A 20,810-nucleotide genomic window follows, 5' to 3' on the forward strand; every position below is an offset into this window, starting at 1 on the left:
ACAACGATCCTATTGAACTTCATATCGTTTTCCTTCTGAAAGGAATGCTGTGCTGCGCACACATGACCTCGGATCCCTCCGTTCCGAGCACATTGGACAAACCGTAACCCTGGCTGGCTGGGTTGGCCGCCGTCGTGATCACGGTGGTGTCGCATTCGTCGATCTGCGTGACGCCTCAGGCGTCGCCCAGATCGTGGTCCGTGAAGAAGAGGTCTTCCACGGGCTGCGCAACGAGTATGTGCTGCAGGTGACCGGCACGGTTTCCCAGCGCCCCGAAGGCAACGAAAACCCGGCGCTGGCCACCGGCGAGATCGAGGTCATGGCGGACAAGGTGGTCATCCTCAACACCGCGGAAGCGCTGCCGTTCCAGATCGATGAGCACGTCGAGGTCGGCGAGGAAGCCCGGCTCAAGCACCGCTACCTTGACCTGCGCCGCCCCGGCCCCAGCCGCAACCTCCGCCTCCGCTCCGAAGCCAACCGCGTGGCACGCGAACTGCTGCACCAGGACGGCTTCGTCGAGATCGAGACTCCCACGCTGACGCGTTCGACGCCGGAAGGCGCCCGCGACTTCGTGGTCCCGGCCCGCCTCGCACCAGGATCCTGGTATGCACTGCCGCAGTCCCCGCAGCTTTTCAAGCAGCTGCTGCAGGTGGGCGGCTTCGAGAAGTACTACCAGATTGCCCGCTGCTACCGGGACGAGGACTTCCGCGCCGACCGCCAGCCGGAGTTCACCCAGCTGGACATCGAGGCCAGCTTCGTCGACCAGGATGACATCATCACGCTCGGCGAAAACATCGTGAAGGCGCTGTGGAAGCTGATCGACGTCGAGATCCCCACGCCCATCCAGCGGATCACCTACGCGGACGCCATGGCACGGTACGGCTCCGACAAGCCCGATCTGCGGTTCGGCCAGGAACTCACTGAGCTGACCGAGTTCTTCAAGGACACCAACTTCGGCGTCTTCAAGGCGCCCTACGTGGGTGCCGTGGTCATGCCGGGCGGAGCTTCCCAGGCACGCCGTGCCCTGGATGCCTGGCAGGAATGGGCCAAGCAGCGCGGCGCCAAGGGCCTGGCCTATGTTCTGTACAAGGAAGACGGCGAGCTCGCCGGCCCCGTGGCCAAGAACCTTACCGAGACCGAACGCGCCGGCCTGGCCGACGCCGTCGGCGCCAAGCCCGGCGACTGCATCTTCTTCGCCGCCGGCGAAAAGGCGCCGTCCCGTGCACTGCTCGGCGCCGCCCGGGTTGAGATCGGCCACCGCACCGGCCTGATCGATCCCAATGCCTGGGCCTTCTGCTGGGTCGTGGATGCTCCCATGTTTGAACCCGCTGCTACCGCTGTCGCCTCCGGTGACGTCGCCGTCGGCGCCGGCCAGTGGACTGCCGTCCACCACGCGTTCACCTCGCCCAAGCCCGAGTTCATGGACTCGTTCGACAAGGACCCCGAATCGGCGCTTTCCTACGCCTACGACATCGTCTGCAACGGCAACGAAATCGGCGGCGGATCCATCCGTATCCACGAGCGGGACATCCAGGAGCGTGTATTTGAGCTCATGGGCCTGGACAAGGCGGACGCGCAGACCAAGTTCGGCTTCCTGCTGGAGGGCTTCAAGTACGGTGCTCCGCCGCACGGCGGCATCGCCTTCGGCTGGGACCGTGTTGTAGCGCTGCTGGCGGGAGTGGATTCGATCCGCGACGTCATCGCCTTCCCGAAGTCCGGCGGCGGCCACGACCCCCTCACGGACGCCCCTGCGCCCATCACTGCCCAGCAGCGCAAGGAAGCCGGCGTGGACTTCAAGCCCGAGGCCAAGAAGCCTGAAGCGAAGAAGCCCGAAGAGAAGTAAGCGGGGCAGGACGCCTCGCGGTTCAGCGTCCCTTCGAAGGGCACTGCACCTGAAGGGCACTGCACGTGAAGGGCTTAGCACCACCAGCTGTATCAACGGCTCCTGCAGTAACAACGGCTCCCCGGAATCCCGGGGAGCCGTTGGCGTCCGCCGATAAGAAGGAACCATGACGGAACTGATCTCGCTGCCGCGGCTGGAAGCACTGATGGACGCCGCGTGGCCTGCCCCTGACCGCTACGACACGGGGGAATGGGTGCTCCGTGCCGCCGACGGCGTCACGCAGCGGGCCAACTCCGTCTGGCCGCGCTCGGGGCCGGGTGGAACCCGGCACAAATGGCCGGCCTTGCTCCGCGATGCCCGGGCCTGGTACCGCAGCCGCCGGCTTCCTTTAATCTTCCAGGTATTCGACAACGCCGGCAGTGACGCGCTGAACGCTGTCCTCGACGAGGAAGGCTTCACCCGTCAGTCCGAGACCCTGATCCTGGTGCGCGGCGGGGACGCCCTGGTGCCCGATCCGGGTGTTGAGCTTTCGGCTGGGCCCACGGACGAGTGGCTGCGGCTTTGGTGGAGCGTGGACGGCCGCGGCGACGAGGATTCCCTCGCCGCCGCCCGCGGAATCCTCGAGGGCTGCCAGTCGCTGTACGCCCTGGTGAGGGACGACGACGGCCTGCCCGCCGCCGTCGGACGCCTTGCTGTTCCTCCCGACGGAGCTGACGGCGGGGCAGATAGCTGGGGCGGACTGTACTGCATGGTGACCCGTCCGGATGCCCGCCGCCGCGGCTACGCAAACAGGGTGCTGCGGTCGCTGCTGGGGGCGGCAAAAGGGCTTGACGGTTACTGGTTGCTGGTGACGGCAGCCAATTCCGGTGCCCGGGACCTGTATGCCCGGGCCGGCTTCCGGGAAACCGGCCGCTACCACTATCGGCAGGAGCGGCCGAAGCGGCACCTGACCGGCTGCTAGGACGCGGGGTCGGGTAACCCAATTAGACGGTTCCCTGCGCACTCGACGTTGCGAAGGGTCGAACCGGCAGGGCACCGTCGAAACGGTGCCGGGGTGGAGCTACGACCCCTCGGCCCGGTAGTGCAGACCGACCCAGGGCGACGCCGTAAGTTCGTCGTCGTCGGCCGGTTGAGCGGGTGCCGGAGGCGTCTGTTCGATTGCCGCCGCACAGGTCTGGGGCCTTGGCTGCCGGCCGGCAGGCATCCCCGATACCTGAACTGGCCAGTGGCTGGGGTACTTTGTCCGGCGGCTGAAGCGGCGCGGCATGTGCTTTCCTTCCTCGCAGGTTCTTCGGTCCGCCGTTTCGACGGTTCCCTGCGCACTCGACGCGGCGAAGCATCGAACCGGCAGGGAACCGTCGAAATGGCGCTTGGGCGTAGGCTCGCGGGGGCTTAGTGGAGCCCGACGGCGGGCTGCTGGGTCAGTTTCTGCTCGTCGAACGCCTCCCGGCGCCGTGCGGTGCCCGCCAGGTAGGGTGCCCCGAGTTCCTGAATCGGCGTCCTGTACGTTTCCCGGGAGTAGAACGCGGACGCTGCGGCAATGAGCATGCAGACAGTGCCGAAGACGGCCACCGGAACCCAGCCCGTGACTCCCGGAGCCAGCAGCATGCCGGCGATCATCGGCCCGAAGCCGGCGAGGACCAGCCCCAGCTGGTTGCCCATGGCCATTCCGGTGTAGCGGACAGGAGCGGCGAACTGCTCGGCGAAGAATGCGGGCCAGATGCCGTTGAAGCCCGAGTAGAGCACGGTCATGTTCAGGAAAGCCGCCAGGAAGACCAGGACGATGTTGCCGGTGGACAGCGCAAGGAAGTACAGGAAGATCGTGGCTGAGCACCCGAATGCGGCGGTGAGCAGCAGGGGCCGGCGGCCGATCCGGTCCGAGAGCTTCGCCGCCAGCGGCATGGCGAACATGGACAGGCCGATGGCGACGGCGTTTACGGTGAGGATGGACGCGCGGTCGAAGCCTGCGGTGGACGTGGCGTACGCCAGTCCAAAAACCGTGAAAATGGTCTGCATCACGGACATGATGGACATGCCCACGACGCGCAGCACGTCCGGGGCCTGGAAACGGAGCACTTCCTTGATGGGCATGGGGGCGACCTGGCGGCTCTCCTGGGCCTCCTCGAAGACCGGTGTTTCGTCCAGGTGCGTCCGGACCCAGTAGGCGATGGCCAGGACCACGATGGAGAGCCAGAACGGGATGCGCCAGCCCCAGCTCATCATCGCTTCCTGGGGCAGGGCGGTGACCGGGATGAACACGAGGGTTGCCAGCACCATGCCGGAGGCGTAGCCCGTCATGACGAAGCTGGTGAAGAAGCCCCGCTTGCCCTCGGGCGAATGCTCCAGCGTGAGGGTGGAGGCGCCCGCAGACTCAGCGCCAGCGGAGAATCCCTGGGCCAGCCGGCCGGCCACCAGGAGGATGGGCGCCCAGACGCCGAGCTGCTCGTAGGTGGGGAGGAATCCGATGCCAAGCGAGGCGAGGCCCATGATGCCCAGGGTCAGCAGCAGGATCTTTTTCCGTCCCAGTTTGTCGCCGAAATGGCCCATGACCAGGCCGCCGACAGGCCTGGCCACGTAGGCGACGCCGAAGGTGGCGAAGGCGCCAATCAGTCCGATGGCAGGGTCTGCAGAAGGGAAGAACAGGTGCGGGAACACTAGGGCGGCGGCGGTTCCGTAGATGAAGAAGTCGTAGTACTCCAGCGTGCTGCCGAGGAAGGACGCCAGGGCGGCCTTGCCTGGGGTCTTGCGCTGGGCCGGCGGCATTGCGGGTTGAGTTGTGGATGCAGACTGCATGGGAATCTCCTTAAGACTGCGTTGTCTTAGTGGTTGCCGCAGAGGTGTCCCCGAGGCGGAAGTCCACCGAGAGGATCTGCTGGCTGTTGGGGAACGAGTACGCTTTCAGCGGCTCGTGGAGCGGGTGCGTGTTGTACACCGCGATGTCCTCGACCGTTTCGAAGTCGGCCACAATGGCGTAGTCGAAAGAGCGCTCGGTGCTGAGGACGTCCGCGCCGTGGCTGAGGCTGAGCATGCCGGGGATTTTGCCGGTCATGTTGTTGAGGCCGTCAATCCAGGCCTGCTTGTCGGCGGGCGGGAAACCCGGCTTGAACTTGAAGAGCACGGTGTGGCGGATCATCTCAGGCACCAACCAGGTCCGCGGTTTGCCCAGCCTGTTCGGCAGCGCGGTACTCCGGTGACAGGCCGGCGATGGTGCGGCCGGCGAGGTAGCCCATCGTCATGATCGGTCCGAGGGTGGCGCCGGCGCCTGGGTAGCCTGCGGCGTAGGCGTTTTCGGTGGTGTTCCCGGCGGCGAACAGGCCCGGGATGGGGCGGTTGTCGACGTCGAGCACGCGGGCCAGCCCGTCTGTGGCCACGCCTCCGTTGGTGCCGAAGGCGCCGTTGACCACCTCCAGGGCGTAGAACGGTCCGAACTGGAGCGGGCCAAGCGAGGGGTTCGGCCACGGGCAGTCGTCGTCGCCCCAGTACTTGTCGTACGCACTTTCGCCGCGGCCGAAGTCGGGGTCCTCGCCCTTGACCGCGAACTCGTTGAACCGCGCCACGGTAGCGGCGAGGTTCTCCGCCGGAACGTTGATCTTTGCGGCCAGTTCCTCGAGGGTTGCCGCCTCGATCAGGTAGCCCGGCGCCGGCTGGCCGGCGCGGTGCGCCAGGATGCCGTAGCGCTCCAGGTAGCCGTGGTCCACGATCACGTGGGCCGGGGTGTTGAGGGTCCGGTTCGCGGCGGAGTCCCAGGACTGCAGGCTGCGGGCGAGATCGTTGTAGTTCTGCGACTCGTTGGCGAACCGGCGGCCGTGGCGGTTCACCATGATCGATCCCGGGCCCTGGCGTTCGAAGCGGAGCAGGGTGCCCACAGGCTGCCCGTCGCGGATGTCCCCGGTGATGGACATCGGTGCCCACCAGGCTTCGCGGGTGCCGCGGGTCTGGCCGCCGATGCGCTGCGACATCCGCAGCCCGTCGCCCGTGTTCGAGGGCGGCGAGCACATCGTGTACAGCCGCGAAGCGAGCATCGAGTCGGCCAGGGCCTTGTCCCACTCGAAGCCTCCGGTGGCCAGCACCACGCCGTCGTTCGCCCGGAAGGCTTCGCCGGATTCCAGTTCGACGCCGGTCACCCGGCCGCCGTCGGTGAGCAGGCGGTGCCCCCGTGCCCCGGTGACGAGCGCGGCGCCGTCGCGGACCAGGCTGGCCAGCAGCATGGAGACGAGGGCCTGGCCCTTGGCAACGAGCCCCTGGTCCTGGCGGCCGGCCAGTTCGTCCCATGGGAACTTGGTGAAGGCGCCCCAGTTTTCGTATTCCTGCATGGTGAACGGCGCGCGGCCGTCACTGCGGACGTGCGCCCTGAGACCGCCCAGGGCTTCCTTGCTGTTGAACAGCTCGGGCTCCACCGTGCGGCCGCCCTCCATGGCGCCGGGCAGGTCCTGCCGGTAGTCGGGGAAGTTGTCGAGGAAGATGAAGCGGACGCCGCATTCTTCTTCCACGAAGCGGAGCATCTGGTCGCCGTGGTTCAGTGCCGCATCCAGGAGCTCTTGCCGGCCGCGTCCGCGGGCCACGGCGCGCACATACTCGGCGGCTGCCTCCTTGGAATCGGTACTACCGGCCTTCCGTGCGTGGTGGTTGTCCGCCACCCAGAGCATGCCGCCGGAGACGGCGGACGTGCCGCCCAGCAGTTCGCTTTTCTCCAGCACGACTACCGACTTGCCGGCCCGGGCTGCGGTGGCGGCGGCGGTGAGCGCGCCCGCGCCGGAGCCCACGACGACGACATCGTAGCTGTCCGACGCGGATCCGTTGATGAATTTCATGGGGTGGTGTTGCCTTTCAGAGGAAGAAATGTCTGCGCAGCGCCCGCGGGCGGGGCTGGGGCCGGAGGGCAGGGTCAGACGGCGGTGTAGCCGCCGTCGATGACGAGCTCGGAGCCAGTGGTGAAGCGCGATTCGTCGGACGCCAGGTACAGCACGCCGTAGGCGATCTCGTCCGGTTGGCCCTGGCGGGGCAGCGGGTTGGAGCCGACCAGCTGTTTGTAGTAGGCCTCGGCGCCGATATCGGACTGCTCGGCTGAGCGGCGGCTCATCCTGGTGTTCATGGATCCGGGGTGGATGGAGTTCACCCGGATGCCGTAACTTCCGTAGGCCGCCGCGTCCGACTTGCTCAGGAGCCGGACGGCGCCCTTGGTGGCGTGGTACAGCGGCACATTCCTGCCACCGGTGATGCCGTGGATGGAGGAGAAGTTGACGATGCTGCCGGTGCCTTTTTCGATCATGCCGGGGACCACGTGCTTGGTCATCAACCAGACGCCCTTGACGTTGACGTTGAAGATCATGTCGAAGTCCGTGACGGAGGCGGTGTGGGAGGCGCCGGCCGGGCCGATGATTCCGGCGGCGTTGACCAGGATGTCCGGCGTGCCCAGTTCGTCGCGGACCCGGCGGATGGCGTCGGCGACGCTGGCCTCACTGGTGACGTCGACGTCGTATTCGCTGATGTTTGCGTGGGTCGCGGCGGCCGGGATGCCGGCCACGTCCAGGCTGGCGACGATTGCGCCGTGTTCAGCCAGGAGGGCGGCGGTGGCGCTGCCCAGGTCGCCCCGGCCTCCGGTGACGATGGCGGTCTTTCCTGCCACCCGGTTCTGTGTGGGATTCATGTGGTGCTCCTCGTGCTCCTGCAGCCTCTTCGCTGCGTCCTAGCCAGAGTGGCAGGGGAGTTGTGATGGGAACCACACGATTACCGATGAACGGAAATACTTACTTTGAGTGACTCTGGCGGAGCGTTCCTTTCAGCTCGCCCCGCCAACCGAGGGCTCTTGATATGCCCCGTGCGGCCGCCATCAGGACGGGCACGCGGGCGGCGGCGTTCTCCTCGTTCCGGGGGACCACCACGCTCAGCGCCGCGCAGACCGTGTTGTCGGGCCCGAAGACGGGGACGGCGATGCCGCTCGATTCGGGCACGATCACGCCCGGCATGGCGGCGAAGCCGCGCTGCCTGATCTCGGCCAGGTGGCGGCGGAGTACAGCGGGATCGGTCAGGGTGGTTTCGGTGAACTTCGTCAGGGGCCTGGCCAAGAAGCTGTCCTGATAGGCGGCCGGCGAGTGGGCCAGCAGGACCAGGCCCGAGGAGGTTGCATGCACCGGCAGCCTGCCGGCGATCTTGGTGATGTCGACGATGGTTTTGTCGGAGCCCAGCCGCTCGATGTACAGGACCTCGTCGGAATCAAGGATGCCAAGGGTGGTGGAGTGCTGCACCACGGCCTGGACGTCCTCCATGAACGGCAGGGCCGCCTCCCGCAGTCCCAGCATCTTGGACCCGCGGGAAACGAGTTCCCACATCCGCGTGCCGATGTGGATGTCACCGCCGGGTTCGCGTTCGAGTAGCCGTTCGAGCAGCAGATCGTTGACCAGCCGGTAGGTGGTGGTCACCGGCAGCCCGGTCCGGCGCCCCAGTTCGGCGACGCTCATGGACGTGTGGCGGTCGTCGAACGCGCTCACGATCTTCACGAAGCGGCCGATGATCGACTCGCCCGATGGGGAATTGGCCACGCTTCCTCCTCAGGATTCCCGCTCAATGGTAATCCTCCTCCCGGGCGCCGGCGCCCTCGCATCTACTGGGGATTTAGCCTTCCCGCGGCTGCCGCGAGGATGCGGGCAGCCTGAACGTGCAGGACGAATGAGCAAGGTAGGAACCATGAGCAAGACAAGAACAATGAACAATGCGGTCTGTGATGTCCTCGTCATCGGCTCCGGCGTGGCCGGGATGGCCGCAGCGTTGAAAGCCGCTTCGCAGGGATTGACCGTGATCGTTGCGGAAAAGGAACAGTACTTCGGCGGTACCACGGCCATTTCCGCAGGCTGGGCGTGGGTGCCCGGCAACAAGCAGGGCGTGGCGCAGGGCGATACGCGGGAGGAAGCCGAGACGTACCTGAGGAACCTCGCCCCTGAGACGGTCAACGAAGCAGGCGTCAGGGACTTCCTGGATACCGTGCCTGAGGCGATCTCCTTTTTCGAGAACGAAACCGAGGTGAAGTTCACCTACCCGGAAAAGTCCCCGGACTACCAGATGGACCTGCCCGGCGCGAAGCTGTCAGGTCGTGCGATCCTTCCGCAGGACGTTGACGCCCGGGTGCTGGGGGACAAGCGACTCCTGATGCAGCCGTACATGAGTTCCTACACAGTCTTCGGCTACATGCCGCAGGTGGGGCCGGACATCAACGAGTTCTTCCACGTCAACCAGTCGATTAAGTCGTTCGTCTATGTGGCCAAGAAACTGCTGCGCACGTGGGCCGACGCCGCCCGGTACAAGCGACCCGTCCTGCGGTCCAACGGCAACGCCCTGATGACCCGCATGGTCAAGAGCGCCGATGACCTGGGCGTCCGCCTGTGGAATTCCTCACCGGCCCTTTCACTGACCCGCGACGACGCCGGAACCATCACGGGCGCCGTGATCGGCGGCGAGCATGCCGCCACAGTGACCGCTCGGCTCGGCGTCATCCTCGCCGCCGGCGGCTTCTCCGGCAACAAGGAACTGCGGCAGCAGTATTTTCCGCACGACGCCGACGGCGATGACCACTTCACGCCGACCGTGGGCCACGGCGGGGACGCCGCCACCCTGGCGATCAGTGCCGGCGGGCACATCGACGATTCCGTGTTCAGCGTGGGCTCCTGGGCCCCGGTGACCGTGTTCAAGTACCTCAACGGCCAGCAACGGCTCTTTCCGCACCTGCGGGCGATCGGCCTGCCCGGCCTGATCGCCGTCGACCGTCACGGCAAGCGCTTCGGAAACGAGGCCCTGAGTTACCACGACTTCGGCGGCGCGATGATCGGGCACAACAAGGACGAGGACAAGACGTTCGGGTATGTGATCGGCGACGCAAAGACGATGCACAAATACGGCATCGGCTACGCCAAGCCCTGGCCGATGCCCCGAGGCTATTTCTACAAGACCGGGTACCTGGTCAAGGGGGACACCCTGGCGGAACTGGCCGGGAAGCTCGGGATCGACGCCGAGGGCCTCGCAGCGACCGTGGCTCACTTCAACCCCGCAGCAGAGCGCGGTGAGGATCCGGCATTCGGCCGCGGCTCAACGCTGTACAACCACTTCCGCGGCGACATGGAGCACGCGCCGAATCCGAACCTCGCCCCGGTGGGCAAGGGCCCGTACTACGCCGCGAAGATCCAGATGGGCGACCTTGGCACCTTCGCCGGGGTGGGCGTCAACGAGCGCTCGGAAGTTGTCACCCCGCAGGGAACGGCGATCCCCGGCCTCCTTGCAGTCGGCGCGGCTGCGGTGAGCGTTTTCGGCGGCGGCTACCCGGGCTACGGCTCGCACATTGGTCCGGCCCTCGTGTTCGGTTACCGTGCCGGCCGCGATATCGCCGGGCTCGCGGCCGCCCGGGGTGTGGACCGCGCGGCCAACGTGGCAGCCGGCTAGGGCGCCGGGCCGGAGCCGTCCATGGCAAACTCACCATCGGGTGAATCGGTGATCAGCCGCGTCGTGCGGCTCATGAGTGCGTTCGATCGGAACCTGCCGACCATGACGCTCTCCGGCCTCGCCCGCCGCGCGGGCCTGCCCCTGACCACCGCCCACCGGCTGGTGGACGATCTGGTCCTCCACGGCCTGATTGAGCGGCTGCCGGACGGGAACCTGCGCTCCGGGATGCGGATGTGGGAGCTGGCCGCACGGGGTTCGCGTGCGCTGAATCTTCGTGAGCTGGCTCTGCCCTTCATGGAGGATGTCCAGGCAGCCGTGCACCAGCACGCCACGCTGGCGGTGCTGGACCACGGGACGGTGCTCTACGTGGAGCGCCTGTCCTCGCCGCAATCCAGCCTGGACGCGGCTCATATTGCCCAGAGAATGCCCATTCACGCCGCCTCGTCCGGCCTCGTGCTGCTGGCATTTTCTCCGCCTGCCTTCCAGGACGAGGTGCTTTCAGGCCCGCTGGCGGCGGTGACCCCCGAGACCATCACCGACCCCGCACTCATCCGGAAGCATCTGGCCGAAATCAGGCAACGCGGCTACGTGGCCTTGCCTGGCATTGGCGTAACGGAGTGGACCGGCATTGCCGTGCCTGTCTTCGGCCCCGACAACACCATCGTTGCCGCCCTCAATGCCATCGTTCCTCGGCAGGAAGCCGCCGTTCCGTTGACCGTCCCCGCGTTGCTGACCGCCGCGCACGGGATTTCGCGGGCTTTGAAGTCAGCTGCGGCGCCCAGGTGCTAGCCACGAGCCTGCACACCCGGGCTTTGAGTTGGGTCCGGGGGCGGACTTTCACAACCGATGAACGGAAGACCTGTGGGAGCGGAGCCGGGGAACTCGGCATTGTGACTTGAGACGTAGATCACGTCGACGCAATCCGGAAAGAAGGACAATGATGTCTGCCCGTATGACAGAAATACCCTCGGTATCCGCTGGCGAAAGCGACGGCCTGGCCCCGTATTCGAATGAACTGAGCTGGCCTGAGGGCATGGCGCCGTTCAAGGTGGTCGATGACGGGACGCAGGGCGATCCCTACGCCCACTACGAATGGATGCGGGAAAACGCCCCGGTCCTCCGGGCCCATTCGCCCGTTTCGGATGTCTGGTTCATTTCCCGGTACGACGACGTCCGCCGGGCAATGCGGGCACCGAAGGTCTTCTCCTCCCAGGTTGTGGACCCGGTTCCGCTGACCTTCCTGACCCTGTTCGACGCCCCCAACCACACCAGGCTGCGCCAGGTGGTTGCGCAGGCCTTCATCCCGAAGGCGATCGCCCGCTTTGAGGACCGGGTCCGCCAGAACGCCGAAAAGTACCTGGCTCCGATGCTCGCGGCCGGCGGCGGCGACGCCGTGGACGACTACGCGATCCCGCTCAGCATGTCCACCATCAGCGCCCTGCTCGACGTGCCGGCCGAGGACTTCGACAAGATGAAGTTCTGGTCCGACGAAACCTTCAGCTACTTCGGCCGGCTGGCCCGCAACGCCCAGGGCACCGGCACCGACGAGCAGAGCACCTTCGAGTTCTTCGCCTACCTGAAGGACACCATGGAGCGCCTCTACCGGGAGGAGAGCGACTCCGTCGGCGGCCACATCGCCCGGATGTGGAAGGACGGCCTGCTCAGCGAGAAGGAAGCCAAGGAACTCTGCGCCTTCGTCTTCGTCGCCGGCCACGACACCACCACCATCCTGCTGGCCAACGCGTTCCGCGTGTTCAGCGAACAGCCCGGACTCCTGGACCGGATCCGCCGGAACCCGGACGACGCGAATCTTTTTGTCGAGGAACTGGCCCGCTACCGCGGCACGGTGCAGCGGGCCAGCCGGATCACCACAGAGGAGGTGTAGGTTGCCGGGGTGACAATTCCGGCCGGCGCCATCGTCCGCCTGCTGCCTGCCGCCGCGAACCGGGACAGCGGCAAGTACCCCGACGGCGAGCGGTTCGACATCGACCGCAACACCGATGGCCATCTCGGCTTCGGCCACGGCGTCCACAGCTGCCTCGGGGCTCCCCTCGCACGGCTCGAGGTCCTGGTGACCGTGAAGCTCCTCGCGGAAAAGCTGGGATCCCTGGCTGTCGATCCCAACCGGCCGATCGAATACGTACGCGGAAACAACCTGACGAATTCGGGGCCGGAGCACCTCCACGTGACGCTGGAGCAGTTCGATGCGTGAGCCGGAAGCCATGAGCGGGCACTCCGCTCCGGTGATGATCGTCGGCGCCGGACACTCCGGCGTTGCCGTCGCCGCGGGACTCCGTTCCCGGGGCTGGGAGGGCGGCATCCTGCTGCTCGACGCAGAAAAGGAGACGCCGTATGAACGCCCCCCGCTCTCCAAGGAACTCCTGAAAGACGGAGCGCCGGATGAGTCGGCTGTCCTGCGCAAGGAGAAGTTCTACGAGGACAAGCGGATCGACCGGCTGAGGGGCATCACGGCGGAGGCCATCGACAGGAAGGGCGCGACAGTCCTGCTGTCCGATGGCAGCCGTCACGCCTACCACCGGCTCGTTATCGCCACGGGTTCGCGGGCGAGGCCCCTCACGGTGCCCGGCGCCGGTCTGGCCGGGGTCCAGTCGCTGAGAACACGGGACGACGCCCTCGAGCTCAAGCGGCTGCTGGTTCGGGGAGCCCGCGTCGCCATCATCGGCGCCGGGTATATCGGACTTGAAGTAGCCGCCGCGGCCTCCGCGAAAGCCTGCGAGGTGACGGTTCTGGAGTTCCAGGACCGCGTCATGAGCCGTGTGACCTCCGCCCCGGTATCGCGCCATTTCGAACAGCTCCACGAGCAGCACGGTGTCCGGTTCGTCTTTGGCGCCGCGGTCACGGCCATTGAGGGAGACGGGCGCGCCGAGCGCGTGGTCACCGCCGACGGCACCGTCTTCCATGCCGACGTCGTACTGGCGGGGATCGGAGTGCTGCCCAACCAGGAGCTGGCCGCCGATGCCGGACTCGAGTGCCGGGACGGCATCCTGGTGGACGGGGACGGCCGGACTTCCGACCCGGCGATCTACGCCACCGGTGACGCCACCCGCTTCACCAGCCCGGTCGACGGCGCCAGCCAGCGCCTGGAATGCATCCAGAACGCGCAGGCCCAGGCGGACCGGGTTGCCGCCCACATCACCGGCCAGCAGGCCGCAGTTCCGGAAATCCCCTGGTTCTGGACCGTCCAGCACGGCGTCCGGCTCCAGACCGCCGGGGTGCGCCACCCGGACGACGACGTGATCGTGCGCGGCGAACCCGCACGCGGCAGGTTCTCGGTGGTCTATCTCCGGGACGGCCGCCTCGCCGCCGTCGACACCGTCGCCGGCCTGACCGACTTCCGGCCGGCCAGGAAACTGATCGCCCACGGAGCCCGGATCGACCCCGCGCTGGCGGCGGACCCCGGCATTCCCCTCACCGACGCCATTCTCGACGACGCAAATTCCCCCGGCCCCAATCCCGCCGACGCTGCCCCTGCGACAGCCCGAATCTAAGGAACCGCCATGAGCAACAACAAACTGACCGTTATCGACCGCGAAGGCTCCACGCATCACCTCGAATGGGAGCCGGACCAGACCCTGATGGAGGCCCTGCGCGACAACGACCTCTCGGTCCTGGCCTCGTGTGGCGGCACCGCCTCCTGTGCAACCTGCCACGTGTTCGTGGAGAAGGAGGTATTCGACACCCTGGGCGAACGCAGCGAGGACGAACTGGAACTGCTTGTCGAAGCCGAGGAGTACCGGGAATGCGGCTCCAGGCTATCCTGCCAGCTCGACTTCAGCCGGCATCTCAACGGAGCCACCGTCATCCTCGCGCCCGAGGAGTAACCGTTTCGACGGTTCCCTGCGCACTCGATGCTGCGAAGCGTCGAACCGGCAGGGAACCGTCGAAATGGTGCAAACCATCGGAACCGCGCCGGACCGGCAGCGGATTAAGCCGGCGGGTCCGTGACCGTGACACGCACGGCACAGGCATCCGCGGCCGCCTTCTTCAGCACGGCTGCACGGGGATCGGGGACATCGAGGTAGGCCAGGCGCGGCAGCCCGGCGTAGGCCTTGAGCGCCGGCTCGTCGAGAACGAGTTCGGCCATGCCCCTGTCGCCGCCGGGAACGATGTACTCGATGACCTGCCCGGCAAACACCTGCCGTGCCTGGTCCGCGACGGCCTCCACCATCGAGTCCGCCTGATTGGCGCGGCGCCGCGCGTACCTCTGCTGGGACTGGCCGCCGGCCGCGGTGCGCGACTGCACGTACTTCGACCCGGTCTTGGCGGCCAGCAGCCTGCCTTCACTCGCCACGGCCACTCCGTACCCGCCCCTGCGGACGAGGACCAGGCCGATCCTCCGTGGTTGCGACGCGAGCGAGGCCAGCCGGGCCACGAGGTCGGCGCCCCGTCCGGGCCGGCCGTCGGCCGGCCAGGGCGCCTGCAGCAGCGCGCTGGCGCCGTCGGGCGCAAACAGCCGCACGCCGTCGTCGTGGTCCTCAATCCCGAGGTCGCCGTGGCTGGAGCCGAAGCGATCCACCCAGCCGGCCAGCCGTGCGCCGGATATGAACGCGGTCCGCGATGCGGCGGCAGGACGTCCTGGTGCGCCGCTGTGTGGCATTGCCGACTTCCTTGCTTCCGTGACCGGACTTTGCCCGGTGAATCTATGAGTAGCCTATCTATGTGGATGATCTCTTCGGCTCGGGGCCGGACAACGAAGACGCGGACGACGGCGACGCCTCGCCGTCGGGCCGCCCAAGTGGCGGACCTCTAGGCGGGCGCACAGCCTCGCCGCGCAGCCCGCTGGCTGTCCGGATGCGGCCGCGCACCCTGGATGACGTGGTGGGCCAGCAGCACCTGCTGGGGCAGGGATCGCCGCTTCGCCAGCTGGCTGCCGGCGCCGATGCAGTCGGCCCGGCCGGTCCAAGCTCGCTCATTCTCTGGGGCCCGCCCGGCACCGGCAAGACGACGCTGGCGCATGTGATTGCGCGCGGGCCCGGGCGCAAGTTCGTCGAACTGTCTGCCATCACGGCCGGCGTCAAGGACGTGCGCCGGGTCATGGACGAGGCGCTGACCGCCCGCGACCTCTACAAAACCACCACGGTCCTGTTCCTGGACGAGATCCACCGGTTCAACAAGGCGCAGCAGGACGCGCTGCTGCCCGGCGTCGAAAACCGCTGGGTGGTGCTCGTGGCCGCAACTACCGAGAATCCGTCCTTCTCGGTGGTCTCGCCGCTGCTGTCCCGCTCGCTCCTCCTCACGCTCAAGCCGCTGACCGACGCCGACATTCAAGGCCTGCTCCAGCGCGCCGTGGAGGACACCCGGGGGCTGAACGGCAAGGTCCGGCTGAGTGCCGACGCCCTGGCCCACCTGGTCAGGCTGTCCGGCGGGGACGCCCGACGCGCCCTGACCGCGCTGGAGGCCGCAGCCGGTGTGGCTTTCGGCGACGCGGACGACGTCGTCCCTTCCGCCGACGGCGGCATTTCCGCCGACGCCGACGACGACGGCACTGCCGCCGCCGCGCCGCTGACGGAGGAGCCGGTCACCGTTGAGCTCCGCCACACCGAGCGGGCGCTGGACGTTGCCGCGGTCCGGTACGACCGCGCCGGCGACCAGCACTATGACGTTGCGAGTGCCTTCATCAAGTCCATCCGGGGTTCCGACGTGGACGCTGCGCTGCACTACCTCGCCAGGATGCTGGAGGCGGGGGAGGACCCGCGCTTCGTGGCACGCCGCATCGTGATTTCCGCGGCGGAGGACGTGGGCATGGCTGACCCCACCGCCCTGCAGACCGCCGTGGCGGCCGCGCAGGCGGTCCAGCTGATCGGCATGCCGGAAGGCAGGATCGTCCTCGCCGAAGCCGTGGTCCACCTCGCCACGGCACCGAAGTCCAATGCTGCCTACATGGGCATCAACAAGGCCATTGCGGACGTCCGGGCAGGCCTGGGGAACGGAATCCCCGCGCACCTGCGGGATGCGCACTACCCCGGATCGAAGCAGCTGGGTCACGGGCAGGGGTACAAGTACGCCCACGACGCCCCGCACTCGGTGGCCCGCCAGCAGTACCCGCCGGACGACCTCGTGGGCCGCGACTACTACGAGCCCACCGGCAACGGGGCCGAGCGGGACATCGCCGTCCGGCTCGAACGCCTCCGGAAGATCGTCCGGGGCAAGTGAGCATCATGCTAAGATTGATGCTTGTCTGGCAAGGCGCGGACGCAAAATCCACCAAATTCACGTTTGATGAGGTAATGCCTGCGCCCAGTAGCAAAAGGCAGCGGTTGGCCGATGCTCTCCATCGTGGAGGCCAGTAACACTGACACACCGCAGTAATTGGAAGGACACAAGTGGCTAACAACACTCGTGCTCGCCGTACCGCACGCCTCTCGCGTGCACTCGGCATCGCTCTGACCCCCAAGGCCGCCAAGTACATGGAGCGCCGCCCGTACGGCCCCGGTGAGCATGGCCGTGCCCGCAAGAAGCAGGACTCCGACTACGCCGTACGTCTGCGCGAAAAGCAGCGTCTGCGCGCCCAGTACGGCATCCGCGAAGCCCAGATGACCCGTGCCTTCGAAGAAGCACGCCGCACCAAGGGCCTGACCGGTGAAAACCTGATCGAACTGCTCGAAATGCGTCTCGACGCCCTCGTGCTGCGTGCCGGCTTCGCCCGCACCATCGCCCAGGCCCGCCAGCTGGTTGTGCACCGCCACATCCTGGTTGACGGCATCCGCGTTGACCGCCCGTCCTTCCGCGTCGGCGAGGGCCAGCTGGTCCACGTTCACAGCCGCAGCGAAACCATGCCTCCGTTCCAGGTTGCAGCAGCCGGCGCACACCGCGACGTCCTGCCCCAGGTTCCGGCCTACCTGGACGTCAAGCTTGACGCCCTGCAGGCACGCCTGGTCCGTCGCCCGAAACGCTCCGAGGTCCCCGTGACCTGCGAAGAGCAGCTCGTCGTCGAATTCTACGCACGCTAAATTTCCGGCAGCGTATCCAAGGAAGCCCGTGGCAAGCGCCGCGGGCTTCTTTGTATGTAAGGTACTTGGGGGACATCCGCGGCTGCAGCACGCTGCCGCCGCGGGCCATGTACCGTTCCACGGAGTTTCAAGGAGATGAACGTCTATGTCTGGTGGCGATATTGCCGGCCTGATCGCGGCCGGGGTATTTGCGCTCCTGGTCCTGTTGCTTGCCGTCCCGATCCTCAAGCTGGGGCGGGTGTTCGATGAAGTGCGGACCTCGATCCGCTCCATCAGCGACGGCGCGACCCCACTCATGGACGAAGTCACGGCGACCGTCTCCACCACCAACCAGCAGCTGAAGAAGGTGGACGGCATCGCCTCCAACGTTTCGGACGCCTCGGCGAACATCTCGGCGCTGTCCTCCCTGGTTGCCGCCACTGTGGGCTCGCCGCTGATCAAGGTGGCCGCCTTCAGCTACGGCGTTCGCTCCGCCTTCGCCGCCCGCAAGAAGCCCGCCGCCGGCCGTCGCAGCCGCTAAGCCCCACCCGGAGAACTGAAAATGAAAAGACTTGTCTGGATGGGAATCGGCGTGGCTATCGGAGTCATCGCCTTCCGCAAAGTCACCGAGGCCCAGGCCAACCTGGGGCCGGAGGGCCTGAACCGCGCCGTGGGGCGGCTGGCCGACGGCGTCTACGACTTCGCGGATGCGGTCCGCGCCGGAATGCGCGAGCGGGAGACCGACCTCCGTGCCGCGCTCGGCGTCGAATCCCAGGATGTTGTGCGGCGCTAGCCCGCCGCTGCGGGAGAATTAAACCGGCAGTAACCGTTGTTCCGGGACTGCCATCTGAATCAACTGTCACGCGGCAGAACGCGTGAACCAAGAAGGGTAAGTAATCAGCTCATGAAGTCGCAGGAGATCACCAAGCGCTGGATCGACTTTTTCGTCAGCAAGGGCCACACCGCCGTGCCTTCCGCCTCCCTGGTCTCCAGCGACCCCTCCCTGCTGTTCACGGTCGCCGGGATGGTTCCGTTCATTCCGTACCTGACCGCGCGGGAAGAGCCCCCCTTCAGCCGGGCCACCAGCGTGCAGAAGTGCATCCGCACCGGCGACATTGAGGAAGTGGGCAAGACTGCCCGCCACGGCACCTTCTTCCAGATGTGCGGCAACTTTTCGTTTGGCGATTACTTCAAGGAAGACGCCATCAAGTTCGCCTGGGAACTGCTCACCACAAGCGTTGACGACGGCGGCTACGGCCTTCCGCCGGAACTCCTGTGGGTGACGGTCTACGAAGAGGACGACGAAGCCAAGGACCTCTGGCTCAAGAACACCGGCGTCCCCGCCAGCCGGATCCAGCGCATGGGCAAGGCGGACAACTACTGGCACACCGGCCAGCCCGGACCGGCCGGCCCCTGCTCGGAGATCTACTACGACCGCGGCCCCGCGTACGGCGTGGAAGGCGGCCCCATCGCCGACGAAAACCGCTACGTCGAAATCTGGAACCTGGTGTTCATGCAGTACCAGATCAACAACGTCCGCTCCAAGGACGACTTCGACATCGTGGGCGAGCTGCCCAAGAAGAACATCGACACCGGCCTGGGCATGGAGCGACTCGCCATGATCCTGCAGGGTGTCGAGAACATGTACGAGACCGACCAGGTCCGCCCGGTCATCGACAAGGCATCGGAACTCTCCGGCAAGGAGTACACGTCGGCGGAAACGGCTGACGATCCCCACCACACGGACGACGTCCGGATGCGCGTGGTCGGAGACCACATCCGCTCGGCGCTGATGCTCATCGCCGACGGCGTCAGCCCGTCCAACGAGGGACGCGGCTACGTGCTGCGCCGCCTGATCCGCCGCGCCGTCCGCTCGATGCGCCTGCTCGGCGTCGAAAAGGCCTGCCTGCCGGATCTCCTGCCCGCCTCCCGCGACGCCATGAAGGGCGTCTACCCGATCGTGGAGACGGACTTCGACCGCATCAGCCGGATCGCCTACGCGGAAGAGAAGGCCTTCCTCCGGACCATCGCCTCCGGCACCGCCCGCCTCGAAGACGCCGTGAGCGAGTCCAAGGCCGCCGGCCGGCCGCTGTCCGGCGCCGACGCGTTCGCCCTGCACGACACGTACGGCTTCCCGATCGACCTCACCCTGGAGATGGCCGAGGAAGCCGGGCTCAAGGTTGACGAGCCGGAGTTCCGCAAGCTCATGCTGGAGCAGCGCAAGCGCGCCCAGGCCGACGCCAAGGGCAAGAAGGGCGCCCACGCGGACCTCAGCGCCTTCCAGGAGCTGCTGTCCGAGGGGGAGACCGTCTTCACCGGCTACACCGACCTCGACGGCGAATCCCGCGTCCGCGGGATCCTCAGCTACGGCCGCAAGGTCTCCCAGGCCGCCACTGGCGACGAGATCGAGCTGGTCCTCGCCGAAACGCCGTTCTACGCTGAAGCCGGCGGCCAGGCTGCGGACACCGGCCTCATCACGGGTGACGGCTTCGTCGTCGAAGTTCTCGACGTCCAGCGGCCGGTGAAGGGCCTCAGCGTCCACAAGGCGATCGTCCGCGAGGGCGAAATCGCCTCCGACGCGCTGGTGCGTGCCGCGGTGGACCGCGAACGCCGCCATGCCGCCGAGCAGGCGCACACGGGAACGCACATCGTGCACGCGGCCCTGCACCAGATCCTCGGCCCGGAAGCCACCCAGCGCGGCTCCTACAACAAGGCCGGATACCTGCGCTTTGACTTCGCCTGGGGCGAAGGCCTCAGCGCCGCCACCCGTTCCGAGATCGAGGAAGTGTCCAACCTGGCCATCCGGAACGACTTCCGCGTGGAGACCAAGGTCATGGGCCTCGCCGAGGCCAAGGCGCTCGGCGCGATGGCCCTGTTCGGAGAAAACTACGGCAGCGAAGTCCGTGTCGTGGAAATCGACGGCGCATGGTCGCGTGAGCTGTGCGGCGGCACCCACGTTCCCAACACGTCCCGCATCGGCAGCCTGTCGCTGCTCGGCGAACAGTCCGTGGGATCGGGCAACCGCCGCGTCGAGGCATTCGTCGGCATGGACGCCTTCCGGCACCTCGCGGCGGAACGCGCCCTCGTCACGGAGCTGACGGAAATGCTCAAGGTTCCGTCCGGCCAGCTGACCGATAGGATCGCCACGACCCTGGCCAAGCTGAAGGCCACGGAAAAGGAGCTGGAGCGGCTCCGCAAGGAAAAGCTCACGGCCGAGGCCGCACAGCTGGTGGGGACCGCCAAGGACGCCGCAGGCGTTCGTGTCATTGCGCACGACGCCGGCCAGGTCAGCGGTGCGGATGACCTCCGCGGACTCGCCATGGACCTGCGGAACCGCCTTGGTTCGGAGGCCTCCACGGTGGCCGTGGCCGGAGTCAGCAACGACCGCCCGGTCATCCTGATCGCCACGAATGAAGCCGCACGTGAAGCCGGCGTCAAGGCCGGGGCGCTGGTCCGGCTCGCGGCCGCCATCCTCGGCGGCGGCGGAGGCGGCAAGGACGACGTCGCCCAGGGCGGCGGCACCGACGCGTCGAAGGTCGGCCCGGCGCTGGCGGCTGTCGTAGATGCCGTGACCCGGCGCTAGCTAGCAG

The 20,810-nt window shown here is 67.1% G+C and carries 19 protein-coding genes; 13 read left to right on the forward strand and 6 right to left on the reverse strand.

The features are described from left to right. Positions 1 to 49: 49 nt before the first annotated feature. Together aspS and J7I89_RS17990 are read left to right on the forward strand one after the other, a co-directional pair. Positions 50 to 1,843, forward strand: coding sequence for an aspartate--tRNA ligase (aspS, locus tag J7I89_RS17985; protein ID WP_214973144.1), 1,794 nt, complete (start codon positions 50 to 52; stop codon positions 1,841 to 1,843). Positions 1,844 to 2,009: 166 nt separating this feature from the next. Beyond that, positions 2,010 to 2,804 carry a GNAT family N-acetyltransferase gene (locus J7I89_RS17990; RefSeq protein WP_214973146.1) on the forward strand — a complete coding sequence of 265 codons (795 nt, stop codon included), beginning with the start codon at positions 2,010 to 2,012 and terminating at the stop codon, positions 2,802 to 2,804. Between the two features lie 431 nt (positions 2,805 to 3,235). Here the strand turns inward: J7I89_RS17990 and J7I89_RS17995 are convergent, their stop codons facing one another. The 5 genes from J7I89_RS17995 to J7I89_RS18015 form a co-directional block, all read right to left on the reverse strand. Then, positions 3,236 to 4,636 carry an MFS transporter gene (locus tag J7I89_RS17995; protein WP_214973148.1) on the reverse strand — a complete coding sequence of 467 codons (1,401 nt, stop codon included), beginning with the start codon at positions 4,634 to 4,636 and terminating at the stop codon, positions 3,236 to 3,238. Between the two features lie 10 nt (positions 4,637 to 4,646). Then, complete coding sequence (locus tag J7I89_RS18000; RefSeq protein ID WP_214973150.1) at positions 4,647 to 4,976, reverse strand: Dabb family protein; 330 nt, start codon at positions 4,974 to 4,976, stop codon at positions 4,647 to 4,649. Position 4,977: 1 nt separating this feature from the next. Continuing rightward, positions 4,978 to 6,654: an FAD-dependent oxidoreductase gene (locus J7I89_RS18005; RefSeq protein ID WP_214973152.1), complete on the reverse strand. Its 1,677-nt coding sequence runs from the start codon at positions 6,652 to 6,654 to the stop codon at positions 4,978 to 4,980. A 74-nt stretch (positions 6,655 to 6,728) separates the two neighbouring features. Further along, complete coding sequence (locus J7I89_RS18010) at positions 6,729 to 7,490, reverse strand: SDR family NAD(P)-dependent oxidoreductase (RefSeq protein ID WP_214973154.1); 762 nt, start codon at positions 7,488 to 7,490, stop codon at positions 6,729 to 6,731. A 100-nt stretch (positions 7,491 to 7,590) separates the two neighbouring features. Beyond that, on the reverse strand, positions 7,591 to 8,382 hold the full coding sequence (locus tag J7I89_RS18015; RefSeq protein ID WP_214973156.1) for an IclR family transcriptional regulator: 792 nt from the start codon (positions 8,380 to 8,382) through the stop codon (positions 7,591 to 7,593). Positions 8,383 to 8,527: 145 nt separating this feature from the next. Between J7I89_RS18015 and J7I89_RS18020 the strand changes: the two genes are divergently transcribed. The 6 genes from J7I89_RS18020 (at position 8,528) to J7I89_RS18045 (ending at position 14,112) form a co-directional block, all read left to right on the forward strand. Further along, on the forward strand, positions 8,528 to 10,270 hold the full coding sequence (locus J7I89_RS18020) for an FAD-dependent oxidoreductase (RefSeq protein WP_251045515.1): 1,743 nt from the start codon (positions 8,528 to 8,530) through the stop codon (positions 10,268 to 10,270). A 21-nt stretch (positions 10,271 to 10,291) separates the two neighbouring features. Beyond that, positions 10,292 to 11,059 (forward strand): IclR family transcriptional regulator, encoded by a 768-nt coding sequence (locus tag J7I89_RS18025; protein ID WP_214973157.1) that lies wholly within the window; start codon positions 10,292 to 10,294, stop codon positions 11,057 to 11,059. Positions 11,060 to 11,222: 163 nt separating this feature from the next. Beyond that, positions 11,223 to 12,155, forward strand: coding sequence for a cytochrome P450 (locus tag J7I89_RS18030; RefSeq protein ID WP_214973159.1), 933 nt, complete (start codon positions 11,223 to 11,225; stop codon positions 12,153 to 12,155). Positions 12,156 to 12,164: 9 nt separating this feature from the next. Next, positions 12,165 to 12,482 (forward strand): cytochrome P450, encoded by a 318-nt coding sequence (locus J7I89_RS18035; protein WP_214973160.1) that lies wholly within the window; start codon positions 12,165 to 12,167, stop codon positions 12,480 to 12,482. After that, positions 12,475 to 13,779 carry an NAD(P)/FAD-dependent oxidoreductase gene (locus tag J7I89_RS18040; RefSeq protein WP_214973162.1) on the forward strand — a complete coding sequence of 435 codons (1,305 nt, stop codon included), beginning with the start codon at positions 12,475 to 12,477 and terminating at the stop codon, positions 13,777 to 13,779. The genes J7I89_RS18035 and J7I89_RS18040 overlap by 8 nt, the downstream gene beginning before the upstream one ends. Positions 13,780 to 13,788: 9 nt before the next feature. Beyond that, positions 13,789 to 14,112, forward strand: coding sequence for a 2Fe-2S iron-sulfur cluster-binding protein (locus J7I89_RS18045; RefSeq protein WP_214973163.1), 324 nt, complete (start codon positions 13,789 to 13,791; stop codon positions 14,110 to 14,112). Between the two features lie 104 nt (positions 14,113 to 14,216). Here J7I89_RS18045 and J7I89_RS18050 read toward each other — a convergent pair whose 3' ends face one another. Then, a complete protein-coding gene (locus tag J7I89_RS18050; protein WP_214973164.1) occupies positions 14,217 to 14,888 on the reverse strand; it encodes an acVLRF1 family peptidyl-tRNA hydrolase in 672 nt (223 codons plus the stop codon). Between the two features lie 62 nt (positions 14,889 to 14,950). On the opposite strand from J7I89_RS18050, the gene J7I89_RS18055 reads away from it, so the two are divergent. The 5 genes from J7I89_RS18055 to alaS all read left to right on the forward strand — a co-directional run bounded on the left by J7I89_RS18055 (position 14,951) and on the right by alaS (position 20,803). Next, positions 14,951 to 16,444: a replication-associated recombination protein A gene (locus J7I89_RS18055; RefSeq protein ID WP_214973165.1), complete on the forward strand. Its 1,494-nt coding sequence runs from the start codon at positions 14,951 to 14,953 to the stop codon at positions 16,442 to 16,444. Between the two features lie 170 nt (positions 16,445 to 16,614). Beyond that, complete coding sequence (gene rpsD / locus J7I89_RS18060; RefSeq protein ID WP_011692125.1) at positions 16,615 to 17,241, forward strand: 30S ribosomal protein S4; 627 nt, start codon at positions 16,615 to 16,617, stop codon at positions 17,239 to 17,241. A 145-nt stretch (positions 17,242 to 17,386) separates the two neighbouring features. Then, on the forward strand, positions 17,387 to 17,761 hold the full coding sequence (locus J7I89_RS18065) for a DUF948 domain-containing protein (RefSeq protein WP_078027879.1): 375 nt from the start codon (positions 17,387 to 17,389) through the stop codon (positions 17,759 to 17,761). A gap of 21 nt (positions 17,762 to 17,782) precedes the next feature. Then, positions 17,783 to 18,013: a DUF6167 family protein gene (locus tag J7I89_RS18070; RefSeq protein WP_214973166.1), complete on the forward strand. Its 231-nt coding sequence runs from the start codon at positions 17,783 to 17,785 to the stop codon at positions 18,011 to 18,013. 111 nt (positions 18,014 to 18,124) lie between these two features. Then, a complete protein-coding gene (gene alaS / locus J7I89_RS18075) occupies positions 18,125 to 20,803 on the forward strand; it encodes an alanine--tRNA ligase (protein ID WP_214973167.1) in 2,679 nt (892 codons plus the stop codon). Positions 20,804 to 20,810 lie beyond the last annotated feature (7 nt).

It is taken from the genome of Arthrobacter sp. ISL-5, assembly GCF_018613835.1.
GTDB lineage: Bacteria > Actinomycetota > Actinomycetes > Actinomycetales > Micrococcaceae > Arthrobacter.